This window comes from Bacterioplanes sp. CLAM21, assembly GCF_059641015.1.
This window is the reverse complement of the sequence record NZ_CM184929.1, coordinates 377,264-400,673: the sequence shown is the minus strand read 5'-3', so window position 1 is coordinate 400,673 and position 23,410 is coordinate 377,264. Positions and strand designations below refer to the sequence as shown.

General features: G+C 52.4%; 21 protein-coding genes and 2 pseudogenes. 7 read left to right on the top strand and 16 right to left on the bottom strand.

The annotated features are described in order from the left end of the window. Window positions 1-56: 56 nt before the first annotated feature. Entirely contained in the window at window positions 57-1,208 is a 1,152-nt protein-coding gene (locus tag AC55FS_RS01845) for a YbfB/YjiJ family MFS transporter (protein ID WP_496934361.1), read from the top strand. Here the strand turns inward: AC55FS_RS01845 and AC55FS_RS01840 are convergent. Continuing rightward, window positions 1,205-1,501 carry a DUF1330 domain-containing protein gene (locus AC55FS_RS01840; protein WP_496934360.1) on the bottom strand — a complete coding sequence of 99 codons (297 nt, stop codon included), beginning with the start codon at window positions 1,499-1,501 and terminating at the stop codon, window positions 1,205-1,207. The genes AC55FS_RS01845 and AC55FS_RS01840 overlap by 4 nt on opposite strands. Before the next feature lie 154 nt (window positions 1,502-1,655). Between AC55FS_RS01840 and AC55FS_RS01835 the strand changes: the two genes are divergently transcribed. Next, window positions 1,656-2,960, top strand: a complete 1,305-nt coding sequence (locus tag AC55FS_RS01835; RefSeq protein WP_496934359.1) for a dicarboxylate/amino acid:cation symporter — start codon at window positions 1,656-1,658, stop codon at window positions 2,958-2,960. A 9-nt stretch (window positions 2,961-2,969) separates the two neighbouring features. Next, window positions 2,970-4,238: a dicarboxylate/amino acid:cation symporter gene (locus tag AC55FS_RS01830; RefSeq protein WP_496934358.1), complete on the top strand. Its 1,269-nt coding sequence runs from the start codon at window positions 2,970-2,972 to the stop codon at window positions 4,236-4,238. Between the two features lie 160 nt (window positions 4,239-4,398). Here the strand turns inward: AC55FS_RS01830 and AC55FS_RS01825 are convergent, their stop codons facing one another. Both AC55FS_RS01825 and AC55FS_RS01820 read right to left on the bottom strand, forming a co-directional pair. Beyond that, complete coding sequence (locus tag AC55FS_RS01825) at window positions 4,399-5,085, bottom strand: response regulator (protein WP_496934357.1); 687 nt, start codon at window positions 5,083-5,085, stop codon at window positions 4,399-4,401. After that, entirely contained in the window at window positions 5,075-6,238 is a 1,164-nt protein-coding gene (locus tag AC55FS_RS01820; RefSeq protein WP_496934356.1) for a sensor histidine kinase, read from the bottom strand. Before AC55FS_RS01820 ends, AC55FS_RS01825 begins: the two co-directional genes overlap by 11 nt. Window positions 6,239-6,412: 174 nt before the next feature. On the opposite strand from AC55FS_RS01820, the gene AC55FS_RS01815 reads away from it, so the two are divergent. Next, on the top strand, window positions 6,413-7,186 hold the full coding sequence (locus AC55FS_RS01815; RefSeq protein WP_496934355.1) for a DUF2306 domain-containing protein: 774 nt from the start codon (window positions 6,413-6,415) through the stop codon (window positions 7,184-7,186). Between the two features lie 97 nt (window positions 7,187-7,283). Here AC55FS_RS01815 and AC55FS_RS01810 read toward each other — a convergent pair whose 3' ends face one another. From AC55FS_RS01810 to AC55FS_RS01800, 3 genes are all read right to left on the bottom strand, one after another. Continuing rightward, entirely contained in the window at window positions 7,284-8,207 is a 924-nt protein-coding gene (locus AC55FS_RS01810; protein WP_496934354.1) for a hypothetical protein, read from the bottom strand. A gap of 171 nt (window positions 8,208-8,378) precedes the next feature. Further along, window positions 8,379-9,302: a hypothetical protein gene (locus AC55FS_RS01805; protein WP_496934353.1), complete on the bottom strand. Its 924-nt coding sequence runs from the start codon at window positions 9,300-9,302 to the stop codon at window positions 8,379-8,381. Window positions 9,303-9,997: 695 nt separating this feature from the next. Further along, the gene (locus AC55FS_RS01800) at window positions 9,998-10,492 is read right to left on the bottom strand and encodes a hypothetical protein (protein ID WP_496934352.1); all 495 of its coding nucleotides are present in this window, start codon (window positions 10,490-10,492) and stop codon (window positions 9,998-10,000) included. Between the two features lie 387 nt (window positions 10,493-10,879). On the opposite strand from AC55FS_RS01800, the gene AC55FS_RS01795 reads away from it, so the two are divergent. From AC55FS_RS01795 to AC55FS_RS01785, 3 genes are all read left to right on the top strand, one after another. Continuing rightward, entirely contained in the window at window positions 10,880-11,671 is a 792-nt protein-coding gene (locus tag AC55FS_RS01795) for a hypothetical protein (RefSeq protein ID WP_496934351.1), read from the top strand. 289 nt (window positions 11,672-11,960) lie between these two features. Beyond that, window positions 11,961-12,347 (top strand): hypothetical protein, encoded by a 387-nt coding sequence (locus AC55FS_RS01790; protein ID WP_496934350.1) that lies wholly within the window; start codon window positions 11,961-11,963, stop codon window positions 12,345-12,347. Window positions 12,348-12,443: 96 nt separating this feature from the next. Next, entirely contained in the window at window positions 12,444-12,791 is a 348-nt protein-coding gene (locus tag AC55FS_RS01785; protein ID WP_496934349.1) for a hypothetical protein, read from the top strand. Here AC55FS_RS01785 and AC55FS_RS01780 read toward each other — a convergent pair. From AC55FS_RS01780 to AC55FS_RS01735, 10 genes and pseudogenes are all read right to left on the bottom strand, one after another. Next, window positions 12,790-13,017: pseudogene (locus AC55FS_RS01780) on the bottom strand (transposase); the annotation flags it as partial. The gene AC55FS_RS01785 and the pseudogene AC55FS_RS01780 overlap by 2 nt on opposite strands. A gap of 102 nt (window positions 13,018-13,119) precedes the next feature. Further along, window positions 13,120-13,338 (bottom strand): annotated as a pseudogene (locus tag AC55FS_RS01775) (hypothetical protein); the annotation flags it as partial. A gap of 142 nt (window positions 13,339-13,480) precedes the next feature. Continuing rightward, entirely contained in the window at window positions 13,481-13,756 is a 276-nt protein-coding gene (locus AC55FS_RS01770; RefSeq protein WP_496934348.1) for a hypothetical protein, read from the bottom strand. A gap of 383 nt (window positions 13,757-14,139) precedes the next feature. Then, window positions 14,140-14,931, bottom strand: a complete 792-nt coding sequence (locus tag AC55FS_RS01765; RefSeq protein WP_496934347.1) for an enoyl-CoA hydratase-related protein — start codon at window positions 14,929-14,931, stop codon at window positions 14,140-14,142. Between the two features lie 4 nt (window positions 14,932-14,935). Further along, window positions 14,936-16,933, bottom strand: a complete 1,998-nt coding sequence (locus AC55FS_RS01760; RefSeq protein WP_496934346.1) for an acetoacetate--CoA ligase — start codon at window positions 16,931-16,933, stop codon at window positions 14,936-14,938. Next, complete coding sequence (locus tag AC55FS_RS01755) at window positions 16,930-17,853, bottom strand: hydroxymethylglutaryl-CoA lyase (RefSeq protein WP_496934345.1); 924 nt, start codon at window positions 17,851-17,853, stop codon at window positions 16,930-16,932. The genes AC55FS_RS01760 and AC55FS_RS01755 overlap by 4 nt, the downstream gene beginning before the upstream one ends. Then, entirely contained in the window at window positions 17,853-19,805 is a 1,953-nt protein-coding gene (locus tag AC55FS_RS01750; protein WP_496934344.1) for an acetyl/propionyl/methylcrotonyl-CoA carboxylase subunit alpha, read from the bottom strand. Before AC55FS_RS01750 ends, AC55FS_RS01755 begins: the two co-directional genes overlap by 1 nt. Beyond that, window positions 19,802-20,632 (bottom strand): enoyl-CoA hydratase/isomerase family protein, encoded by an 831-nt coding sequence (locus AC55FS_RS01745; RefSeq protein WP_496934343.1) that lies wholly within the window; start codon window positions 20,630-20,632, stop codon window positions 19,802-19,804. Before AC55FS_RS01745 ends, AC55FS_RS01750 begins: the two co-directional genes overlap by 4 nt. Window positions 20,633-20,640: 8 nt before the next feature. After that, complete coding sequence (locus tag AC55FS_RS01740) at window positions 20,641-22,248, bottom strand: carboxyl transferase domain-containing protein (RefSeq protein ID WP_496934342.1); 1,608 nt, start codon at window positions 22,246-22,248, stop codon at window positions 20,641-20,643. After that, on the bottom strand, window positions 22,248-23,405 hold the full coding sequence (locus AC55FS_RS01735; RefSeq protein WP_496934341.1) for an isovaleryl-CoA dehydrogenase: 1,158 nt from the start codon (window positions 23,403-23,405) through the stop codon (window positions 22,248-22,250). Before AC55FS_RS01735 ends, AC55FS_RS01740 begins: the two co-directional genes overlap by 1 nt. Window positions 23,406-23,410: the final 5 nt, after the last annotated feature.

Below are 23,410 nucleotides of genomic sequence, written 5' to 3'. Positions count from 1 at the left end.
AGGCCTGTCATCAACCTAAGCGTATGCTGACGGCCAACACATTAGCCGGAATTCGCATGCAACCGTCGTCTCATTGGGGTCCTATCCTGGCCGCTGCTGTTGCACTGGTACTGGTGCATGGCATGGGCCGTTTTGTATACACCCCCTTGCTGCCACTGTTGGTCGACGACGGATTGCTCAGTTTGGCTCAGGCTGCCAGCCTGGCGAGCTGGAATTACGTCGGCTATTTGGCGGGTGCCCTATTGGCACTGTGGCTATTTCAGCGTCGCATGAGTCATAGCGGACTGCTGCTAGGGATTATCGCCAGTGCGGTGCTGTCGCTACTGCAAACCCAGGCCGACAGCTATACACCACTGCTGTGGCTGAGGTTATTCAACGGCGTCAGCAATGGCGTGGTATTTGTGCTGGCACCTGCACAGGTGCTGGAGTGGCTGGTAAAACACCACAAAGGCCATTTAAGCGGCTTAATGTATTTAGGCGTGGGGACCGGCTTGCTAGGCAGCAGTGCCTTGGTGGATGCCACCCCCATGCTTAGCGGTGCCGATCGCTGGTGGCCAGCAGCCTTGGTGGCGATTCCTTTAGCGGCCTGGAGTGGCTGGTATCTGTATCGCTTACCCGCCGCTCATCCTGCTAGCGAGCAACTACAGCGCCCAGCGCTACTAGATCGCGCCAGTCTGCCCTTGTTTGCCGCCTACGCCGGTGCTGGACTGGGCTACATACTGCCAATGACCTTCTTGCCGGCGGTATCGCAGCAGTGGCAATTGAGCATTCAGCCCAGCGCTTGGTTAGTGGTGGCGCTGGCCTCTTTACCGTCAACTTGGCTATGGAATCATCTCGGTGCACGCTTAGGCGATAAACCGGCATTGCTGGCCAACTACGCCCTGCAAGCAACAGGCGTGGCGGCCTTATTATGGTTCGACCACAGCCTGGCCGGCTTGTGGCTATGTGCCGCATTAGTGGGCGGGACTTTCTTAGGCTCAGTGTTATTAACCCAGCGCCTGGCCCGCCAGCTACACCCGCATCAAGGGCCGCGTTTAAGTGCCGCTTTGATTGCGCTGTACGGCTTCACTCAACTACTTGGCCCCTGGCTGGCGCGCTTGGGCTTGCAGCAAGGCATGGATCTGTCATCGACCTTTATTGTTGGGCTAGCAGCCTTAGTGTGGGCTTGGCTATTAATGTGGTGGGTGCCGACAGATGCCAAAAGCTAACTGGACCATTGCGCCAAAAAGTGGGTGCTCTCCACAGATGCGTCAAAAAACTCTTCCTTGGCAGCCAGGTAATCGGGCTGCACAAAAAACTGCTGCTGTTGCTCTTCAGTGGCAAAGGCGATAACAAACAGTCGGTTAAAGTCCTCGCTATTCTGGGCTTTCAATACTTCAGACACCTTAACGTCGTATAGGAAGTCGCCACCAAAGCGCGCCAAGATCGGCATCATCGCCTGGCGGTACTGTCGATACAGCTCGTCATCTTTGACCATCAATCCAACTAACATGTGATACATAGCAGTGTCCTATATATAAAAGTCCACTGTGACAATGTCACTGGCGCCGGACCAGTCTTAACCATGAAACAGTCTGGTTCATGCCGTGAGGTCAATGCAGCCGTCATCGCACTCAGGTACAGTGCGCTGTTTTTCTGTATCGAGTCCTTTGCGTATGCCTGCTTCTCATCCGCTGTCTCAGTGGGCTGAAACCAGCCTGCAACCTCTGATTAAACTGATTCGCTACCAGCTGTGGGCACAGATACTTCTGGCTCTGGCGCTGGGATTGGTCGTGGGCACTTGGCTGTCGCCGGAAGGCGGCCGTGCTGTCAGCCCAGAGCTGGCTTACAGCTTGGCCGAATGGATCAAGCTGCCTGGCACGCTGTTTTTGAATCTCATTCAAATGGTGGTGATCCCTCTTGTTATCAGCTCGATTGTGCTCGGTGTGAGCAGCGGCAGTGAAGGCGATTCCCTGCAGCGCTTAGGTATACGCATTGCCCCCTATTTTGTCTTAACCACCACCGTTGCCGTGACCATCGGCATTAGCCTGGCGCTGTTAATTCAGCCGGGCAATTACGTCGACGTCGATGCACTGATGTCCAGCGCGCCAGTCACCGCAACCAGTGATACGGCCGTTAGTGCGCGTGCCTCGCTGCCGCAGCATATTTCTAACCTGATCCCCACCAATGTCACCCGAGCCATCAGTGAGCAGAGCATGTTGCAACTGGTGATATTTTCGATCTTTGTTGGCTTAGCCTTGGCCAGCATTCCACGCAAGCGCATCGCTGCGTTACGCGATGTGGTGGAAGGCGTGCAAGAAGTGTCGATGAAGGTGGTGAGCTGGGCCATGTTGCTGGCACCTTATGCGGTGTTTGGCATGATTGCTGACATCGCCATTCGAGTTGGCCTGGATGTGCTGTTGGGCATGTCGGCCTACGTCGGCACTGTGTTGCTGGGTTTGTTATGCCTTTATATATGTTACTTGTTGATTATTGCCCTGCTGGCACGGCGTCCTGTGTGGCCCTTTGCGAAAGCCATTCGCCCGGCGCAGTTGCTGGCGTTTTCCACCTCTAGCTCGGCGGCGGTGATGCCACTGTCATTGCAAACGGCGCAGCAAGATCTGCAGATAGACGAAAGCACCGCGCGTTTTGTCATCCCGTTAGGCGCCACCATCAATATGGACGGTACGGCGTTATATCAGGTTATTGCCGCCGTATTTCTGGCCCAGGTGTTTGGTGTGGATATGGAGCTGCATCAAATCATATTGCTGGCGGTGACCACGGTCGGTGCTTCCATTGGCTCACCATCGACGCCCGGCGTAGGGATCGTTATTCTGGCGACAGTATTGACCAGTGTCGGTATTCCCGCTGAGGGCATCGCGCTGATTCTAGGAGTCGACCGCATCCTCGACATGTGTCGTACCGCGGTTAACGTCAGTGGCGATTTGGTCGCCTGCTGTGTCATGCAGCGCTGGGTATAAGGAGAATTCATGCTGTCTGCGCGCCATTGGCTAACCAGCCTTAATGTTCAAATTTTGCTGGCCGCCGTGATCGGCCTGGCATTGGGTTATGGCCTGAACGGCCTAGCCGATGATTCAACACTGAAAACGGAAGTCTTGTATTGGGCCAATATCGTCGGGCGATTTTTTATCGACCTGCTGAAGATGATATTAATTCCGCTTATCTTCACCTCAATTGTGGTCGGTATCGCTAGCCTGCAGGCGCACCATCAGGCCGGTAAAGTATGGCGCTATGCGCTGTTCTTTTTTGTCTTGTCGATGCTGTGCGCCATGGTGCTGGCACTGGTAATGACGGCTTGGGTCAAACCGGGTGGCGATTTACAACTGGCGATGTTTGCCGATGCCATGGCGCAATTTGAAGCCAAGCAAATGAGCGGCGGCGAGTTTTTTGCGCAAATCCTGCACAGCCTGCTTCTAAACCCAATCGCTGCTATGGCCCAGGGAAAAATCTTACCGGTGGTGGTGTTTGCAATTTTTCTTGGCATTGCCCTGATGCAGCACAGCAAACATAAGCCCGACAGTCCGCGTACTTTATTGTCGAGCCTGCAAGAGCTGCTAGCACTGTTGATGCTGATTGTTAACTGGATTATGCGCATAGCGCCGCTGGGCGTGCTGGCCTTGCTCACCAAGTTGATGGCCACACAAGATATGAACCTACTGGCCACCATGGCCGAGTTTATTGTGCTGGTGTTTGCCATCACCATTATTCATGGCGTGGTCATATTGCCTGGCTTGATGTATCTGTTTACCGGTCGCAAGCCGCTGTGGTTCTGGCGCGCTACCCGACCAGCCCTGATTACGGCCTTTGCCACCAGCTCCAGTGCCGCGACCTTGCCATTGAGTTTGCGCTGTGCCGAGCAAGGCTTGGGGGTCAATAAAGATGTTGCTGGTTTTGTGTTGCCGGTCGGTGCCACCATGAATATGGATGGCACGGCGCTGTATGAAGCGGCGGCTGCTTTGTTTGTTGCCTACTTGGTCGGCGCAGATTTAACCATTGCCCAGCAAATTGTGGTGATGCTGACCGCCATGGTGGCCTCCATGGGCGCACCCGGCATTCCCAGCGCTGGCATGGTCACCATGATTATGGTGCTACAAGCCGTAGGGCTACCTGCTGAGGCCATTGCGATTTTGCTGCCGATCGACCGCATTCTTGACACCATTCGCACCGCGGTGAATGTTCAGGGCGATTTAACGGCAGCGGTGGTAGTGGATCATCAGCTAAATAAAGGCAGTCATTAAAACCCCTTTTTCTCATTTTGACGTTGTTAAAAATCGGCTCTAAATGCTCATTTACTACAGTAAACTACGCTTTATCGCCGGTTTTTGCCTCGTCAAAATTTCGCCTCAGTCGTTTTTCTATGCCCCCTGAGCGTAATGGCGGCTCGCTTAGAAGTAGCCTCTAAAGCGATACCCAGCCATTCTGCATGCCTTTGGCAATGGCTTGGGTGCGGTTGCTGACTTCCAGCTTGGCTAGCAAAGCCGATACCTGATTGCGCACCGTGCCTTCGGCTTTAAAAATACGCACGGCAATATCGCGGTTAGATAAACCCTCTGCCATTAGGCTTAACAAAGTGGTTTCTGCATCATTCAATACGATTGTGTCGGCAACATCGGAGCGCTGCTTACTCAGCGCCTTTAAGGTGAGTTCAGGCTGCAACGCCAGCTCGCCATTAGCCACCCGCTCAATGGCCTGCACCAGTACCTCCAGCGAGGTATCTTTTAGCCAATAACCACGCGCGCCGGCGTACAGGGCATCGGCCATCAGCTCGGCATCATCGAAGGTGGTTAATACCAAACAAGCTGGAACCGACTGGCCGTTATTCTGAACTTGCTGTAAAGCTCGCAACACACTGAGGCCGTCTCCTTCCGGCATACGCATATCCAAAAGAATGACCTGAGCCTCTACGTCACCTTGCTGAAAACGCTGCAAAAAGGCATCGCCTCCACTGTCTTGACCGCAGACCTTTACTTGCTCACTCATGCTCAGCAGCGCCGCAAGGCCATCGCGTACCAACTGTTGGTCATCCACCAGATGAACGCCGATTTTGTCCAGCACGGTTTTTGTCTTCTCGGTATCAATCGTCAAAATCTGCCTCCATGACCAACCCCTGCTCCGTCATCACTGCGCGAAAATGCCCATCTAGTGCCACCACCCGCTCATTCAGGCCGGTTAATCCATTGCCATATAAGGGGCTAGAGCCGACAAGATCCAAGTCTAACGCCTGTTCGCTTTCGACAATACGCAAGCTCAGACGGTCGTCATTGCTAGCAATGCGAATCCATAGGTGCTCGGTAGCGCTGTGCTTTAACGCATTGGTAATGGCCTCTTGGCAACAGCGCAGCAAGCAATGAGCCAGCTTGGCTTGCGCCAGTTTGGCATGGGGCTGGATATCGAGATGCACGGTTAAGCGCGGTAAGTGCTGACATAAATCGCGCAAGGCACTGGCCAAGTCTATCTCGCTGTGGCGTTTGTCGCTCACCACTTGGCGAATAGTGGCTAGGCTATCACGCGCCTGTTGATAACAATGATCTAGCCGCTGCTGTAACGCCTCGTTATCGCCTTGCAGAGCCTGGCGGCGAGCGACATCCAACTGCAGAATCAAGCTGGTAAGTTGGTGCCCAGCGTCATCGTGTAACTCACGCGCCAGATTCAAGCGCTCGTCATTGGCAATGGTTTGACTCAACAGCGCTTGCGTACTGTAAAGCTCAGCGTGACTCAACTGCAATTGCTCACGCTGCTCACGTTCCTGATTCAATTGCTTGCTCACTACCCAGGCAAAACCATGAAAGGCACCAAACAACAATACACTGCGGCCCAGCTCTGGGTCTTGCCAGTACAGCCAGTGAATCCCAGCAAATAGCAGCATGACCACACCAGCAAACACAGCACTGGCGCGCTGACCTAAGCAGGCTGTGGTGAGGGAGGTCAGCATAATGCTGTAGACCAGATAAATATTGCTGATCGATTGCAGCATCAACGCCGCCATCAGCATTACAACGACGGCCAGCACCGCCATACGCCAGCGCTTTTGCTGCCAGCTGTGCTCATTGAGCAGCAATAAAGTACACAGCAGCATCAGCCCATGCAGCATGCTCTCCAGCAGCCAAGGTTTATCTTGCGTTATTAGCTGCGTTAATCGCGGCGTTGCTACCACGGCCACGGTCGCCAAACACAGCAGCAACCAAATCGGAGTAAACGACCAGTAGCGATTGTTCAGTAATGTATTTATACGCGGCACACAGCTCACACCTTGTATGGAACTGCTGGCATCCTGACGCGGCTTGGCGGGCGAGGCAAGCCTGTTAAAAACATCGTGACAAATGTCACGGCCACATCATGACACCTCACACTGTGGCGGCGCGCCAGGGTTGGGCACACTGGCCTTACATTGATTCGAGCTGGAGGCCACACCATGTTGCAGAACTATTTTTTCACTTTGCCTGAGTGGGCGCTAACTTTGCAAAACGCCGCCCTGTGGCTACATATTGGTACGGCCAGCCTAGCGTTATTGGCATTCTGGCTGCCGCTGGCGGTACATAAGCGCAGTCGTTGGCACCGTTACAGCGGTTGGCTCTATAGCGGCCTGATGGCGACAACGGTGGTTAGCGCCCTGGCCAGTCAAACCCTGACCTTGCTCGACCCTTGGTCGGTTAATGCATTGGCCAGCGACGTCGCCGGCGAGCACATTATTGCTATTCGCCGCACGGGCTTGTTTTTATTAATGCTGTGTCTGCTGGTGGGCTGCAGTTTATGGCAAGGCCTGCGCACAGCTTATTGGAAGGTCAAACGCCCTGATCCCAGCAAAGAGTGGCTATTGCAAACCGCCATGGGCCTGACCGCTGTAATCGCTGCACTGGTATTAATATTGGGCATAATAAATCAAGCGCTGTTATTGGGGCTATTTGCCCTGGCAACTCTGTGGCTGATGAGCGATATGATTCGCTATTGGTGGCGCGCTCAGCCAGCAGCCTGGTGGCAAGCACATCTGGCTGCCATGCTCGGCTCGGGTATTGGTCTTTACACCGCCTTCGGTGCTTTTGGTGGCCGCGCTTTACTGCAAGCCTGGGTCGGTGACAGTGCCATCTGGATGGGTTGGTTGCTGCCCAGCGTGATAGGCACTATAGGCATTAGCTGGGCGGCACGGCGTTTTCGACAACTACCAAAAGCAAAACAACCGCTAGCCTAAGGTGCAAAGCACGCTGTGCTAAAGAATGTCTTCAGCACAGCGTTTCGCTTTTTTTCATTGCACCAATATGACTATCAACAAGTAGCGACAAAGGAGACTAATCATCTAGCTCTACAATGGGATATACATGCTTCTCGTTGTTATACAGCACAGTGCAGCGTTGACCTTGATGCTCAAAGTCACGCTCTCCGCCAACCACTAGAACTTGATTTTCTTTATCGTTATATAAGTACGCAACCTCAACTTCTTTAGGCAGCTGCTGATTCGTTGATAAGGCATCTATGTACTCAAAGTCTATCACCACATCTTCTACATAGAGGTTTTCACCAACCTTAGTCAGTTGCCTTTTATTTCCTGAATTATCGACTCTATAACCATCGCTAAAATTAAAGACGATTTGTTCAATCACTTGCCAATGAGTAGGACCCTGCCCATTACACTCACCTTTTTTAGAACCATCGATATGAAGCAGAAAATCACTTTCATTCATATTTAAGAGACTGCGACTTGGCTTGGCCAGGGTAAAGAAAAACTCTGAGCTTTCTTGACTGGATTCTACGGTAAATTCAACCTCTGTCACTCGGTCCTCTGGAATATAGATCCAGCGCTGTTGAGGATTCTTTAGTTCTTTTAGTGCTTCAACAAAACCTGTATCTGTAGCGCTGTTCGCTGAGGAAACAGACAACGTCAAATCCGCATCATCGCTGTCGATTATGGCCAGTGCGCCTTGGCCCGGCTCTGGTAAATACTTCAGCGTTAACTGCGTACCCTCAAGCTTGGCGGTGTGGCTGGTATTAAACAGAACCTGATCATGATTCTTTAGCTCACCATCTGCGCCGGGGGCCGGGCTGGAGGTATCGCCTCCACCTGAGGTATCTGGCGTAGTCGGCTGCGGATCGACAGTTGGATCTTCGTCACTGGAGCCACCACAGGCCGATAAAGCTAAAGCCAAGGCAATAGCCATTGCAGGTTTTTTCATCATAGTTTCCTTAACATAATTAATGATTTTTATTCCATCCATTAGCGCTGTGTATGCCAGGGGGGGGCATTTAAAAAGTACGGGCATGATAGTTACCATAGGAAAGTGCAGAAGCACTCTATATCCTTACTGTAAACTCCAGAAGACTTTTACACGTATATCAGTGCCCCAAAATAGGCACTGATAACAACGGTGTTACTTTCGCTATTTTTATCAGTCACCCACTTCTACAATTGGATACTCATACCGGTCATTGTTATAGTTTACACGGCAGTACTGGCCCTGATGTTCAATGCCACGTTTGACCGCACCGATCTCGATTCTTCCTGTCTGACTATCATAAACATACTCTGCCTCAATTTCCGTGGTCAACAATTGCTGCTCTGGATACACCAAGTACTTGAAATCCATGGATAAATTGTCTAAAAAAGAATTCACGCTGGTTTTTCTAAGCTGCTTTTTATTCCACGAACTATCAACCCTATATCCATCTGAGAAATTTACTATTATTTGTCTTAATAGCTGCCAACTCTTATTTACAAGTGGTGTATTATTTTTCCTATTATTGTCACATTCGGCTGATCGATTTCCAACAACATTAAGGAGAAAATCACTTTCATCCATATTTAAAAGTTTGCGACTTGGCCTTGCTAAGGTAAAAGTGAACTCCGAATTTTCTTGACTGGACTCCACTGTAAGCTCAACTTCCGTCACACTGTTTTCTGGAATATAGATCCAGCGCTGTTGAGGGTTTTTCAGTTCTTTTAGTGCTTCAGCAAAACCTGTTTCGCTAGCGCTGTTTGCAGAAGACACGTACAAGGTCATCTCCGTATCATCGCTGTCGATTATGGCCAGTGCGCCTTGGCCAGGCTCTGGCAAATACTTAAGCGTTAACTGCGTACCTTCAAGCTTGGCGGTGTGGCTGGTATTAAACAGCACCTGGTCACGATTCTTTAGCTCACCATCAGCGCCAGGGGCTGGGCTGGTGGGATTGCCTCCACCTGAGGTATCCGGCGCGGTCGGTTGCGGCTCGACAGTTGGATTTTCATCACTTGAGCCACTACTTGAGCCACTACTTGAGCCACCACAAGCCGATAAAGCTAAGGCCAGCGCAATGGCCATTGCAGGTTTCTTCATCAAAGTTCCTTAACATATTCAATGATCGTTATGCCATCCTTTGGCGCTGCCTAAACCAAGGCACTGTAGCCGCCGAGAATACTCGGCAAAGTCGCTACTTTTAGCCAGCAGGCCGACCCTTTCTACACAGGCTAAGCGTCAGTAACATAGGTACTGAAATCAGCAACTAGGTCATTAAGATAGGGTTAAATAGGAGCCATCTTGTAACCGCATACGGGTGGCGACTCAATGTGTCATTTGTCATTATCGTTTGGCAAGAGCAGGAAACAGCGTTCCAGTGGTGGGGACAGCGTGATTGCCTAACGCGAAGAGGCTGTGGTGCTTGTTATTTACGATAGAGTGTTGCCGATTCGTTTTTATTGCCGCCATGCCCTATGCCCTCCTTGGGGGATCTAATCCCTCATGCCAAGCGGGCGAACTCCCTGCGTTGCGCTGCACAGGCCATTGCTCCTTTGTCGTCAATGCTGTGGTCGCCGCAACACCAACAGCCTGCATCCCGGCAGGATGTTGGCTGGCGCTGCCATCCAGGCAGCTCCTGCGGGCACAGCCATTGCCAACTTAGGCGGCCTGCTAAGGCGCAGGAAACCTGCACGCGGGACTGAGAACATATCCATTAGGTTAGGCGACTAGGTTGTATCGATCGTGTAATTTAAGACTCGTGGATGTCTACCTTGCAGTACTTCCGGCCCGCACTGTTATGCAAGAAGCGCCTCTAGTAAATCAAACGGGTATTCGTGTCCCCACGTATCTCGATATGATTGTGACATCAATTTTCCCATAGAGTCAGCCACTTCAAATACTGTTTGTTGGTAGCTAAGTGAAAGACTTTTAGATTTGTCTTTATTCTCAATATATGAGCACAAAGACTCTGGCTTCTTTATCGCCCAAGGAACATCATCTGGAGAATAAAACTTGTATATATTAACGATTAATTCGTCCCCGATTCGAGACAACTCTAAAATATCCGATGAAGGCTCTTTAACTGCTAGAACAAATACTGGACCGAAGCTAGACTTTAGCTTAACAAGTCCCTCAATTAGTTCCCTTGGGGTATCCATGATGTACGAGCACTCACATAAATATTCATTTTCGCCCAGGCACAAAGTTATCCACCCGTAATCATCTGGAAAAATGAAATCTAAATATGTACTCATAATCTCATGTAAAACCCACAATAAAAGCGGCTTCAAAATCTTATCATAATCGTGATACACCTAAAACTGTAATTACTTCAGTTTTTTACTGTAATCACACCTTGCATTGTGAATATTCACCGCAAAGAAAAATCTCATAGTATCATTAGCTACGCAAGTAAGACACCTAACTCAATAGCTTACGAGCAGATAAGTACATAGCTTTCAGGTGGCTTAGGGCGACTTGCGCTAGATGAAAGTTAGGACATCTATTCTAACAACACTAGACTGTGGATTTTAGCCACTTAGCAAAGTAAACTCGGGTGTGGAGGCATCTAGCACCGGTCAAACCAATCCACCACAGGTTAAAGCTATGCGGATGCAAAGGCTTCGGCAATAATGACCCGCTTTACTTTCCCTCTGACGCCAAGTATTAGGAAAATCATGATCAATCGACGGTTATTGCTGAGCATTTCTGGCACAGGCACGCTATTTTTTCTGTGTATCTTGTTGGCCACCGTATTGCTACAAAAGCCGCTTGAGAGAACGGCCATCGGATTTATCAGTGACAAAGTCACGCAACAGCTGCATGAAAAACTAGATAACCTGCTGGGCTCAGGAGATGCCCAGCCTAAGTTGGCACAAAAGCTTTTTCTGGCCGAGTATCAATCTGAAGTGCTGGCACTAAAGCAAGACCTTGAATGCATTAAAAGCGCTTTGAACTCCACCTTAACTAACGCTCCAGCGACATCCACGACGAATGACCTTATAAAAGCCGCTCTTGTTGCGTTACCACGGCAAAGTAAATTGTGGGAGTATCAAGTCATTCAAGCGGGATTGCAGTCTTTGGCTACCGATGTTTCCAGCCGCTATCAGCAGATATGGTCTGACCTCACCAACGACATACGAATATTTTCAGCTATCAACTGCGCTAGCTTTTTATTGGTATTGGCACTGGTCTATCGACAGAAAACTATACCCACTTACCTGTCGCTATGCGCCTGGGCGCTGCTATTTTCCACCGCCATCAGTATCCTAATCTATGTGTATAGCCAGAACTGGTTCTACACCATACTGTTCAACAAGTATTACGGTACCAGTTATTTCACACTGCTGGGTTCTATCTTTGGCTATTTACTGTTTAGGTTAAGCATCGAGTATGGCGTAGCCAAGCTGACCCAAAAATCCGACTTCAAAAAAGCAGATGGACGCAGTAGGGTGACAAATGGAAGTTAATTGGCATGACGCCCCACTCAAAGGTCTAGCGCTACTTAACTACTCTTTTGCTTTTATGGTATCAATCGAGATCGCTGCAAACGACTTTTTACCCAAGAGAGAAAGCTAGCATGCCATACCTTGACTTGGCTGCTGCCCTTTTTAGGACCATTTTTGACCCATCGAATGCTTCAAATTGGATGGACTAAAGGTTCTGGCAGCGGCGGTGATGGTATTGTGCCGCCTGAGTAACTCTGGACCAATTGAAGACGTTAGAGCAACCAAAATCATTATCTAAAGGGTTGATACGATGAGCTTAGATATTAAAGAAAATATTATATCTGTTGACTGGTCAAAGTATTCGGGACCAGAGTACTACGATCCAAAGGAGCTGGTTGAATCCCTTATTCATCTAAGCTCTTACAATGAGTCTAAAGCAAGACATGGTTTAGATCACAAAGTCCTCTCTGCAGTAGGAAACAATCACGCTGGTACTTATTATCCTGCCATTCTCGAGGCAGCAGACCTACTCATTGAAATGGAGCAGTCTTCTGATCAGGAAAAGGTAAGGAAGTGCGCATATTGCATACTCAATAACTTGTACTACTTTCAACCTGATGTAAGCAACTACAAGGATTATAGTTACGAGCATATACTTTCATTTGTACGAGAAAAGCTTTCAGATTACTCCGACTAACACCGCTATCGTTGCCTTAAAACCTGTTCAACACATACTATGAATGAAACACAAACAAGAATCGACGCAAAAATAGCAAAATACAAGTGCACACTAATGAACGACACCAAATGGCGAGAGGTACTTGATGCTATTGGAAAGCTTGATATGCCAGTGCAGTTTTCATTTGTTCAAGACGAAAAGTTCAAAGGACTAACCAAGTTTCCTGAAGGTGGAGCAGAGGGCAATCATGCAACAGACTGTACAGTACATGGCCCTTTTTTATTAAAAGAGATATACGCCATAAGATGCCCTCGATTTGAAGAAAAACCCGATCCAAATACTGGTAAGAAGTACCAAGACGATACTAAGTACACGCTATTCATTGATTACCTTGCTCAGCTGGGGCAGTTACCGTTGACCGAAGACGAAGATGGTGTAGTCATTAGTGGATATCAAAAATAACTACAGCGTGATAGTGGTTACTCATAATGACGTAGGCCGCCACGTCAATGGCAAATACCTGCGGCAACGATAATAGCTTATCTTCCAACCAGCCTCGGCGATGCTCGTAACACTGGCCGCTCAAGTGATCCGTACCACATAGAAAAGCGCGCCGTACACAGCGTGATACACAGTGATAATACGGCGTGGCGTCGAGGGAGACCTGATGTTTTCTGGGTTTAGGCATAATGACACTCCGACTCTGCAGCAGCTGAATGTCAGCCTAGTCGCTGCAAAGTAGGCTGCCACCAGCGTGACAGCTTAGAATGGGTGTCCATGTTGTTGGCTCATGTTGTTGCTGGCTCATAATGGCGTAGGCCGCTACATCAATAGCAAACACTTGTGGCAAAGACAGCAACTTATCTTCCAACCAGCCACGGCGGTGCTCGTAGCACTGGCCGCTCAAATGATCCGTACCACACAGAAACGCGCGCCGTACACAGCGCGATACACAGTGATAATACGGCGTGGCGTCGAGGGAGACCTGATGTTTTCTGGGTTTGGGCATAATGATACTCCGGTTCTGCGGCAGCTGATATCAGCCTAGCCGCTGCGGAGCAGGCTGCCATCAGCGTGACAGCTTAGAGTGGGTGTCCCTGGTGTTTGCTGCCTTGACACCGGGAGAGCGTCTATATATGTCCTTATTGTTGTTATTGTTTGTCGGTATTTTTTTCGTTTTGTTTCTTGGCCTTTTCCCAAAGGCGAGTGAACTCATCTTGTGAAATCTCTTTTTTTGCTTCAGTCAATTCAAACTCTGGTTGATCAGTAAAGAAATATTCTTCGTCATATTCATCAGTTGGAGTTGCCCAGTAAAGGACATCTCCAAACACATTGAGGTGACGAGTAATAACACCTTCTTCTACCTCACAGAAAAATTCACCTTCGTCGCCATCATGAGATTCTGTATAGAATTTATAGTACTTCATTTAATCAAGAACCTTACCTGAGTTAACAATCCGGTTAGTCAAATCCAAGTTATTGTCATTCAAAATAAATTGGACACCATTCCTAGGTTGGTTTCCTTTTGTCGTCACGCCTTGGCGCCTTAGCAGGCCGCCGACGTTGGCAATGGCTGTGCCCGCAGGGGCTGCCCGGACGGCAGCACCAACAAAAGGCCTACAGGGACGTAGGCTTTTTGTGATGCGGCGACTACAGCATTGGTAACAAAGGAGAAAAGGCCTGCGCAGCGCAAGGCAGGGAGTTCGCCAGTCCGGCGTGAGGGATAAGATCCCTCAATGAGGACATAGAATTTAGCGTTAATAATTACCTCGTTGGCGAGGGCAAAAAATGCTCACTGACACAAAGCCCCCTACAACTTAAAACTCTCCGCATGATGCAATTGCCCCTGCAACTGCGCCGCAGCATCTAACGTCTGATCAAGCGTTTGCTGCTGAGCTTCTAGCAATAAGCGTTTGGATTCGCGCAATACCCGGCCGTCATGTACCGCCATTTGCCGCGCTAAGCCCAGGGCCGTGCCCAACAGCTGATCGTCGGCCACCACCTGCATCACCAAGTTCATGGCCAGTGCTTCGTCGGCGCTAAAACGCCGACCCGTCAGTGCCATGGCCATGGCATGTTGCATGCCTACCCGCCGTGGCAGCAGCCAAGCACCACCGTCGCCAGGAATCAGCCCCAGCTGAATAAAGCTTTCGGCAAACACCGCAGAGCGGGCGGCAATGGCCATATCGCACATGCACACCAGATCATTGCCGGCGCCAATGGCGGCGCCGTTGACGGCGGCAATGGCCGGCACTTGCAGGCGGGCAAAGGCGCGCGGAATGCGCTGAATATAATTGCGGTAATTGTCGCTCAGTTGGCGCTCATCACCGGCAAACATACCAGTGCGGGCCTGCATGGCTTTGATATTGCCACCACCACTAAACACGCCGTCGCTGCCGGTCACGACCAATACCTTCACCGCCTGCGGGCCGGTTAATGAGGCATTGATTTCATCGATCAGCTGTTCGATGGCGTCGATCATATCGGCATCGGAAATCGCATGTTTGAGCGCCGCCCGGTTAAAGGTCGCCAGTACGATGCTGGGCTCATCATTGCCGTCGTGGCAGCGTTCTACCAGTAATGCCGGGCTGCTGTCAGTCATGCGGTTAGTCCTGTTTGAGTTCAGCAATGTCTTTGAAGTAATCCAGCGTCTGTGGGTTAGCCAAAGCATCGGTATTTTTCACCGGCTCACCATGCACTACGTTACGTACCGCCAGCTCCACCAGTTTGCCGCTGATGGTACGCGGCAGCGCCGGCACCTGAATGATTTTGGCCGGCACATGGCGCGGCGTGCAATGTTCGCGAATGCGTTGGCGAATTTGCTGGCGCAGCTCATCGTCGAGTTGCAAGCCATCGGCCAACACTACAAACAGCACCACCCGCACGTCGTCTTGCCATTGCTGACCAATCGCCAGGCTTTCCTGCACTGTGGCTAACTGCTCTACTTGGCGATAGATTTCTGCGGTGCCAATACGCACGCCACCCGGGTTTAATACGGCATCGGAGCGGCCGTGAATAATCAGGCTATTCCAGCTATGGCCATCTTGCTGATGAGCGCTGAACTCGGCGTAATCGCCATGGGCCCACATGCCGTCAAAGCGGTCAAAGTAGGCGCTGCGATAGCGCTCACCGTCGGCATCGTTCCAAAAGCCCACCGGCATAGAAGGGAAAGCATGGCGACACACCAGCTCGCCCTTTTCACCAGGCGGGCAGGATTGACCTTGCTCGTCACACACATCCACTGCCATGCCCAGGCCCGCACATTGCAGCTCACCGCGATACACAGGCAGCAGTGGATTACCTAAGGCAAAGCAGGAAATGATGTCGGTACCACCCGATATGGAGCACAGCGCCAGGTCACGGCCAATGGCGTTATAGACGTAGTCGAAGCTTTCATGGGCCAGTGGCGAGCCTGTGGATAACAATGTGCGTAATTTTAACGGCCGTTCGATAGGCCGCTGCTCGGCCTTTTCCAGCGCGCTGATGTACTTAGCACTGGTACCAAACACGGTAACGCCTTCGTCCTCGGCCATTTGCCACAGCACTTCAGGCCCAGGATGAAACGGCGAGCCATCGTACAGCACCACAGTGGCTCCGGTGGCGAGGCCCGACACTAGCCAGTTCCACATCATCCAACCGCAGGTGGTGAAATAAAACAGCACATCGTCTGGACCAACATCGGTGTGCAAACGCAGCTCTTTAAGATGCTGCAATAAGGTGCCGCCAGCGCCATGCACAATGCACTTAGGCACACCGGTGGTGCCAGAGCTGTACATGATATATAACGGGTGATCGAATGGCAGTGAGGCAAACTGCAGCTCGCTGAACTCATTATCATCGTCATGGGTCGCTAGAAACTCGTGCCAACTCCAAGCGCCGTTAGGCGTGCTGTCACAACCTGGGTAAGGCACAGAAATCAGCTGCTCGGTCGGCAGCTGCAAGGCATCACGCAAGGCCGCTACGCGCTCGCTGCAGTCGATCCATTTGCCGGCATAAAAGTAACCTTGAGTAGCGATCAGCAGCTTTGGCTGAATCTGGCCAAAGCGATCCAATACACCATTAAGGCCAAAATCCGGCGAGCATGATGAAAACAAAGCGCCGATGCTGGCGGCTGCCAACATGCTAATGACGGTTTCCGGCACATTGGGCATAAAGGCAGCGACACGGTCACCGGCCACAACGCCACGCTGGCGCATAGCGCTGGCGGCTTTTTCGACCTGTTGGTACAGCTGGCGGTAGCTTAGGCTGGTGCGAATGTCCTGCTCACTGCGAAATACCAAGGCGGTTTTATCGGCCGAGTCATCGTTCATGGCCGGGCGCAATAAGTGCTCGGCAAAGTTAAGCCGCGCGCCTTCAAACCAACGTGTTTGACGCAGATCACTCGATTCTTGCAGCACTTGGCTGGCTGGCTGATGGGCTTGAATATCAAAATATTGCCACAGCGACTGCCAAAACTCGCCGCGCTGCTCGATGCTCCACTGATAGAGCTCGTTGTAATGCTCAAAATTGTGCTGTTGCTGCTCTGCCAGCCAGTGCATGTAATGTTGCATTTGACTGTGCTGGCGGCGCTGTTGTGAGGCCTGCCAAAGCGCTGTTGTGCTCATCCTTGTGACTCCCTGACTGCTGCAGCCTGCTTGGCTGCGATGGCTTTACCGGCTTTGCTGCTGTGATCGCGCTGCAATTGCTGTGAGATCCAAGCGCCTGTTATGGCCAGTTGCTGAAGATCGACGCCACAGCTTAAACCCAGACCTTGCAGCAGGTACACCACATCTTCACTGGCAACATTGCCCGACGCACCCGCAGCATAAGGACAACCGCCTAAGCCAGCCACCGAACTGTCGACGGTGCGTACACCCAGCTCCAGGGCGGCATGAATATTGGCCAACGCCTGGCCATAGGTATCGTGAAAATGTACCGCCAGCTGAGCGACGGGTAACTGCATGGCCAGTGCACGAATCAGTTCACGGGTTTGCTTTACCGTGCCGACGCCTATGGTGTCGCCCAGCGATACCTCGTAACAGCCCATTTCCAACAAACTCTGACTGACGTCCAGCACGGCATCAATGCTGACATCACCCTGGTAAGGGCAGCCCATCACAGTCGACACATAACCGCGTACCGGAATGCCAGCAGTGCGAGCCGCATCTACCACAGCACGCGCCCGCTCCAGTGATTCGGCCACGCTGCAGTTGGTGTTCTTCTGGGTAAAAGCATCGGAGGCCGCGGTAAATACCGCCACTTCTTTGGCATCGGCACTGAGGGCGCCATCTAGTCCACGTAAATTGGGGGTTAACACGCTGTAGCGCACGTCGGATCGGGCCTTCAGCTGCTGCAATACGGCATCGCTGTCCGCCATTTGCGGCACCCATTTAGGCGATACAAAACTGCCGGCTTCAATGCGCGTCAGGCCGCAATCTGCCAGCCGTTCGATCAGCTCACAGCGCAGCGCCACCGATAGGGTTTGCGCTTCGTTTTGCAAGCCATCGCGGGCACCGACTTCGACCAGAGTTACGTGATCTCGCATTAGGCCGGCTCCTCAGTTTGCACAGCGTCACTCAGCACCACCAACTCGTCGCCCTCGCGTACGCTGTCACCGGCTTCACATAGCAGTTGCTCGACTACCGCATCATGACCGGCGCGAATGCTGTGCTCCATCTTCATGGCTTCCATAATCATCAGCACGTCACCGGCCTTTACGGTATCGCCGGCGGCAACGTTAACCGCCAGCACATGACCAGACATAGGCGCATGCAAGCCACCATGGTCATCTTCATGCTGTTCACCTAACCAACGTTGGCGTACAAAACGCTGACTGCCGTGCTGATCAAACAGCACCATATCGTCATCGCTGAGCAATACCCACTGGCGCTGTGGCAACAGTTGGTACAAGTCCTGTTCAACCCGCTGTAGCTGGCTGCGATAGCTCTGACCGTCCATCTGCCAGGCCTGACCAATACGCTCAGCACTGACACGCGTTTCACGGCCATCGGCCAGCATCAGCGTCAGTTGTCGGCTAGCGGCCAAGTTGGGCTGAAAGCCATCGGCGTGCCAGGGGCTGTGGACATTGGAGTTCAGGGTTGGCAGCAGCAGCTCAACCAGTGCGGCACTGTGCCAGTCCGGTGCTTGACTGGCTTGCCAATCACTGCGGTCGATTAAATCGGTGCTGAGGTCGGCGTCGACAAAAGCCGGGCAGCTGAGCAAACGCAACAGAAAATCGCGATTGGTTTTGACCCCATCGATCAGCAAGTCGGCTAATGCCTGGCGCATCAAACGCAACGCTTGCTCACGGGTGTCGCCATGCACGATCAGTTTGGCCAGCATGGGGTCGTAATGCGGGCTAACTTCATCGCCCTGGCGCACACCGCTATCAACGCGCACCTGAGTGGTGGCACGTGGTTCACGCCAAAGGTTAAGGGTGCCAAGGGCGGGTAAAAAGCCATTGTCTGGGTCTTCGGCGTACAAGCGCACTTCAATGGCATGGCCAGTACAGCGCAGTTGCTCCTGCGTCAGCGGCAGGGCATGGCCACTGGCAACCAACAGCTGCCAATGCACTAGGTCTTGGCCGGTGATCATTTCCGTTACCGGATGCTCCACCTGCAAACGGGTGTTCATTTCCATGAAATAAAACGAGCCGTCGGTATCGAGCAAAAACTCCACCGTGCCGGCACCGACGTAGCCAATGGCGTGGGCAGCGGCCAAAGCCGCTTCACCCATGCGCTGGCGCAACTCCGAGGTCATGCCCGGAGCCGGCGCTTCTTCAATGACTTTTTGGTGACGCCGCTGCACCGAGCAATCACGCTCAAACAGGTACACGCCATTGCCTTGCTGATCGCAGAACACCTGCACTTCAACATGGCGTGGTTTACGCAAAAAACGCTCAATCAATAACCGATCATCGCCAAAGGCATTGGCGGCCTCACGCCGAGCGGCGGCAATTTCAGCGCCCAGCTCGCTTTCTTGTTCGACGATGCGCATGCCTTTACCACCGCCGCCAGCACTGGCTTTTAGCAGTAATGGAAAGCCGCAGTTCAGTGCTTCGGCTAACAGCCGTTCGTCACTTTGCTCATCTCCGTGGTAGCCCGGCACCAAGGGGACTTCTCGGCCACTCAACAGCGCTTTAGCGCTGGCCTTATCGCCCATGGCATCAATGGCATCGGCGGGCGGGCCAATAAAGATCAGTCCGGCCTCGGCCACGGCGCGGGCAAAGCCGGCATTTTCACTTAAAAAACCATAGCCAGGGTGGATAGCATCAGCGCCGACCGCCTTAGCGGCAGCAAGAATTTTATCGCTGCGTAAGTAGCTATCGCTGGCTTCATTGGCACCAATGTGCACCGCTTCATCGGCCATATCGACATGCATGGCGTAGCGATCGGCATCGGAGTAAACCGCCACACTGGCAATGCCGAGGTCTTTTAAGGTGCGCATAATGCGCACGGCGATTTCACCACGGTTGGCGATTAAAACTTTTTGCATCATGCCTTGTGCTCCTCGACGGGCGTTGGCTGCTCGGCTGGAGCAGACTCCTTGTCCGGCGTTACCTGCCAGCTAGGCGATCGTTTTTGAAGAAATGCTGTTAGCCCTTCCTGCCCTTCGTCACCGACGCGCAGGCGGGCTATCAAATCGCTGGTGGAATACAGCAGCGCGTCATTCAGTTCACTGCCTTGCTGCTGAATCAAGTGCTTGGTCGCCGCCATGGCCTGGGGACCATTGGCCAGCAATGCCTGACACCACTGCTGCAGCTGATCGTTTAAGTCGTCTTTGGCCACCACTTCATGCACCAGCTGCAGTTGCTGCGCTTGTTGCGCACTGATCAGCTCGGCCGTTAGCCAATAGCGTCGTGCTTGTCTGGGCCCCATCGCCGCTAACACATAGGGGCTGATGGTGGCCGGGCTTAAACCGAGTTTGACTTCGCTTAAGCAAAAACGGGCATCGCTACTGGCGACAGCCATATCGCAGGCACAAATCAGCCCCAAGGCGCCACCAAAGGCCGCTCCTTGCACCATGGCAATGGTGGGTTTGGGAAATTCATACAGGGCTTTTAGCATCTGTGCCAACGCCAGCGCATCGGCTTGGTTCTCTTGCTGGCTGCCGTCTTTTTGCTGCTTCATCCAATTTAAATCGGCGCCAGCACAAAAGTGCTTGCCCTCGCCAGCCAGCACCAATACACGCACGCTATCGTCGTCTGCCAGGCGTTCAAATTGCTGTTGCAGTTCAGCGATTAGCTCGGCATTAAAAGCGTTGCCAACTTGCGGGCGGTTGAGTGTTAGGCGGGCTATGCCCTGTTCAATTGCAACGGTGAGCATAAGGCCTCCTACATACGGAATACGCCGAAGCGGCTGGAGCAGGCTTCGGCTTGATAACAGCTAGACAGCGCCAGCCCCAACACCCGACGGCTATCGGCTGGGTCGATCACACCGTCGTCCCATAGGCGGGCCGAGCTGTAATAGGGATGGCCTTGGCGCTCGTATTGCTCTCGCACCGGCTGCTTAATCGCTTCTGACTGCTCATCGCTCCAGCTTTGGCCTTTTTTCAGTGCCGCTTGCTGTTTTACCTGCGCCAATACGCCAGCTGCTTGCTCACCGCCCATCACAGAAATACGAGCGTTGGGCCACATAAACATAAAGTTGGGATCGTAAGCACGGCCGCACATACCGTAGTTGCCAGCACCAAAGCTGCCACCAATCACTAAGGTCAGTTTTGGCACATTGGCACAGGCCACGGCGGTCACCATTTTGGCGCCATGACGGGCAATGCCTTCGGCTTCGTATTTAGGGCCGACCATAAAGCCGGTGATGTTTTGCAAAAACAGCAAGGCAATACCACGCTGGGCACACAGCTGAATAAAGTGCGCGCCTTTTTGCGCCGACTCAGAAAACAGGATGCCGTTGTTCGCTACGATGCCGATGGGCATGCCATAAAGGCTGGCAAAACCACATACCAAGCTAGTGCCAAAACGCGCCTTAAATTCATCAAACTCAGAGCCGTCAACCAGCCGCGCAATTACCTCACGCACATCAAAGGGCTGGCGGGTATCGCTGGGGATAATGCCGTACAAATCATGAATATCATGGCGCGGCGGCGTAATCGGCTGGCTCGGTTCTGGGCTGGCCGGCCAATTCAGCCGAGCAACGGCTTGGCGTGCCAGCTGCAGCGCATGGGCATCGTTCTCTGCCAGATGATCCGCTACGCCAGATTGCTGGCAGTGCAGCTCACCGCCGCCTAACTCTTCGGCGCTAACGTCTTCGCCGGTGGCCATTTTCACCAGTGGTGGGCCAGCCAGGAAAATCGTGCCTTGGTTGCGCACAATAATGGATTCATCGGCCATCGCCGGCACATAAGCCCCGCCTGCGGTACAAGAGCCCATAACCACAGCAATTTGTGGAATGCCAGCGGCACTCATATTGGCCTGGTTGTAAAAGATGCGACCAAAGTGATCGCGATCGGGAAACACTTCATCCTGACGTGGCAGATTGGCACCGCCAGAATCGACCAAATAAATACAGGGCAAACGGTTCTGGCGGGCAATATCCTGCGCCCTGAGGTGCTTTTTCACCGTGATGGGGTAATAACTGCCGCCTTTGACCGTGGCGTCGTTGGCTACCACCATGCATTCGACGCCATGAACACGACCGATGCCCGCCACTACACCGGCGGCAGGCACATGTTCATCGCCGTACATATCATGGGCGGCCAGCTGGCCAATTTCTAAAAACGGGCTGCCGGCATCCAGCAATTGAGCGATGCGCTGGCGCGGCGGTAATTTGCCGCGCTCGATATGACGCTGCATGGCGGCCTCACCGCCGCCTTCAGCAATGCGACGCGCTTGCTGGTTAAGGTCATCAACCAAAGCCTGCATATGGGCACGATTTTGATCAAAGGCAGGGCTTTTTAGCTCTGCCCGGCTGTTGAGCACAGGCATTACAGATTCTCCTGCAACATCTCACGACCGATCAGCATGCGCCGCACTTCTGAGGTGCCAGCACCGATTTCGTACAACTTGGCATCACGCAGCAGGCGGCCAGCATCGTATTCATTGATGTAGCCATTGCCGCCTAACAGTTGGATGGCATCCAGTGCCATTTGCGTGGCTTTTTCAGCGCAATACAGAATCACACCAGCAGCATCTTTACGGGTGGTTTCACCACGATCACAGGCCGCTGCGACGGCATATAGGTAGGCGCGACTGGCGTTCATGCTGGTATACATATCGGCCAGCTTGCCCTGCACCAGCTGGAAGCTACCAATTGGCTTACCAAACTGCGTGCGTTCGGCAACGTAGGGCTTAACGATATCCATGCAGGCTTGCATGATGCCGGTCGGACCACCCGACAGCACCACACGCTCGTAATCGAGGCCGCTCATCAATACCTTCACGCCTTCGTTGAGGGTGCCAAGAATGTTTTCCACTGGCACTTCAACGTTATCGAATACCAACTCACAGGTGTTAGAGCCGCGCATGCCCAGCTTGTCGAGCTTAGGACTGCGCGAGAAACCGGCCCAGTCACGCTCAACGATAAAGGCGGTAATGCCGTGTGGACCTTTATCAAAATCGGTTTTGGCATAAATCACGTAGACATGGGCATCTGGGCCATTGGTGATCCACATTTTGCTGCCGTTAAGCACATAGTGATCGCCTTTTAAGTCGGCGCGCAGTGTCATGGACACCACATCCGAGCCAGCATTGGGCTCACTCATGGCCAGCGCACCAATGTGCTCGCCGCTTACCAGCTTGGGCAAATACTGTTCTTTTTGCGCTTCAGTGCCATTGCGGTGAATCTGATTCACACACAGATTCGAGTGCGCACCGTACGACAAGCCCACTGAGGCCGACGCACGGCTAATTTCTTCCATCGCGACGACGTGGGCCAAATAGCCCATATCAGCACCACCGTATTGCTCGCCGACGGTAATGCCCAACAGCCCCTGCTCACCAAAACGGCGCCACATGGGCATTGGAAATTCGTTATTTTTGTCGACCTCAGCCGCAATCGGAGCCAATTCCTTTTGCGCAAAGCCATGAACCTGTTCGCGCAACATATCCAGGGTTTCGCCCAGGCCAAAGTTAAAATCTTTCATGGCCA

What these genes read in the sequence shown, in the direction of transcription:
- AC55FS_RS01815 (WP_496934355.1), top strand. Translation starts at nt 6,413, where the DNA reads ATGTTGCAGAACTATTTTTTCACTTTGCCTGAGTGGGCGCTAACTTTG.
- AC55FS_RS01810 (WP_496934354.1), bottom strand. Translation starts at nt 8,207, where the DNA reads ATGGATGGAATAAAAATCATTAATTATGTTAAGGAAACTATGATGAAA.
- AC55FS_RS01830 (WP_496934358.1), top strand. Translation starts at nt 2,970, where the DNA reads ATGCTGTCTGCGCGCCATTGGCTAACCAGCCTTAATGTTCAAATTTTG.
- AC55FS_RS01765 (WP_496934347.1), bottom strand. Translation starts at nt 14,931, where the DNA reads ATGACTGACAGCAGCCCGGCATTACTGGTAGAACGCTGCCACGACGGC.
- AC55FS_RS01795 (WP_496934351.1), top strand. Translation starts at nt 10,880, where the DNA reads ATGATCAATCGACGGTTATTGCTGAGCATTTCTGGCACAGGCACGCTA.
- AC55FS_RS01770 (WP_496934348.1), bottom strand. Translation starts at nt 13,756, where the DNA reads ATGAAGTACTATAAATTCTATACAGAATCTCATGATGGCGACGAAGGT.
- AC55FS_RS01745 (WP_496934343.1), bottom strand. Translation starts at nt 20,632, where the DNA reads ATGCTCACCGTTGCAATTGAACAGGGCATAGCCCGCCTAACACTCAAC.
- AC55FS_RS01845 (WP_496934361.1), top strand. Translation starts at nt 57, where the DNA reads ATGCAACCGTCGTCTCATTGGGGTCCTATCCTGGCCGCTGCTGTTGCA.
- AC55FS_RS01740 (WP_496934342.1), bottom strand. Translation starts at nt 22,248, where the DNA reads ATGCCTGTGCTCAACAGCCGGGCAGAGCTAAAAAGCCCTGCCTTTGAT.
- AC55FS_RS01785 (WP_496934349.1), top strand. Translation starts at nt 12,444, where the DNA reads ATGAACGACACCAAATGGCGAGAGGTACTTGATGCTATTGGAAAGCTT.
- AC55FS_RS01805 (WP_496934353.1), bottom strand. Translation starts at nt 9,302, where the DNA reads ATGAAGAAACCTGCAATGGCCATTGCGCTGGCCTTAGCTTTATCGGCT.
- AC55FS_RS01840 (WP_496934360.1), bottom strand. Translation starts at nt 1,501, where the DNA reads ATGTATCACATGTTAGTTGGATTGATGGTCAAAGATGACGAGCTGTAT.
- AC55FS_RS01790 (WP_496934350.1), top strand. Translation starts at nt 11,961, where the DNA reads ATGAGCTTAGATATTAAAGAAAATATTATATCTGTTGACTGGTCAAAG.
- AC55FS_RS01755 (WP_496934345.1), bottom strand. Translation starts at nt 17,853, where the DNA reads ATGCGAGATCACGTAACTCTGGTCGAAGTCGGTGCCCGCGATGGCTTG.
- AC55FS_RS01735 (WP_496934341.1), bottom strand. Translation starts at nt 23,405, where the DNA reads ATGAAAGATTTTAACTTTGGCCTGGGCGAAACCCTGGATATGTTGCGC.
- AC55FS_RS01760 (WP_496934346.1), bottom strand. Translation starts at nt 16,933, where the DNA reads ATGAGCACAACAGCGCTTTGGCAGGCCTCACAACAGCGCCGCCAGCAC.
- AC55FS_RS01835 (WP_496934359.1), top strand. Translation starts at nt 1,656, where the DNA reads ATGCCTGCTTCTCATCCGCTGTCTCAGTGGGCTGAAACCAGCCTGCAA.
- AC55FS_RS01750 (WP_496934344.1), bottom strand. Translation starts at nt 19,805, where the DNA reads ATGATGCAAAAAGTTTTAATCGCCAACCGTGGTGAAATCGCCGTGCGC.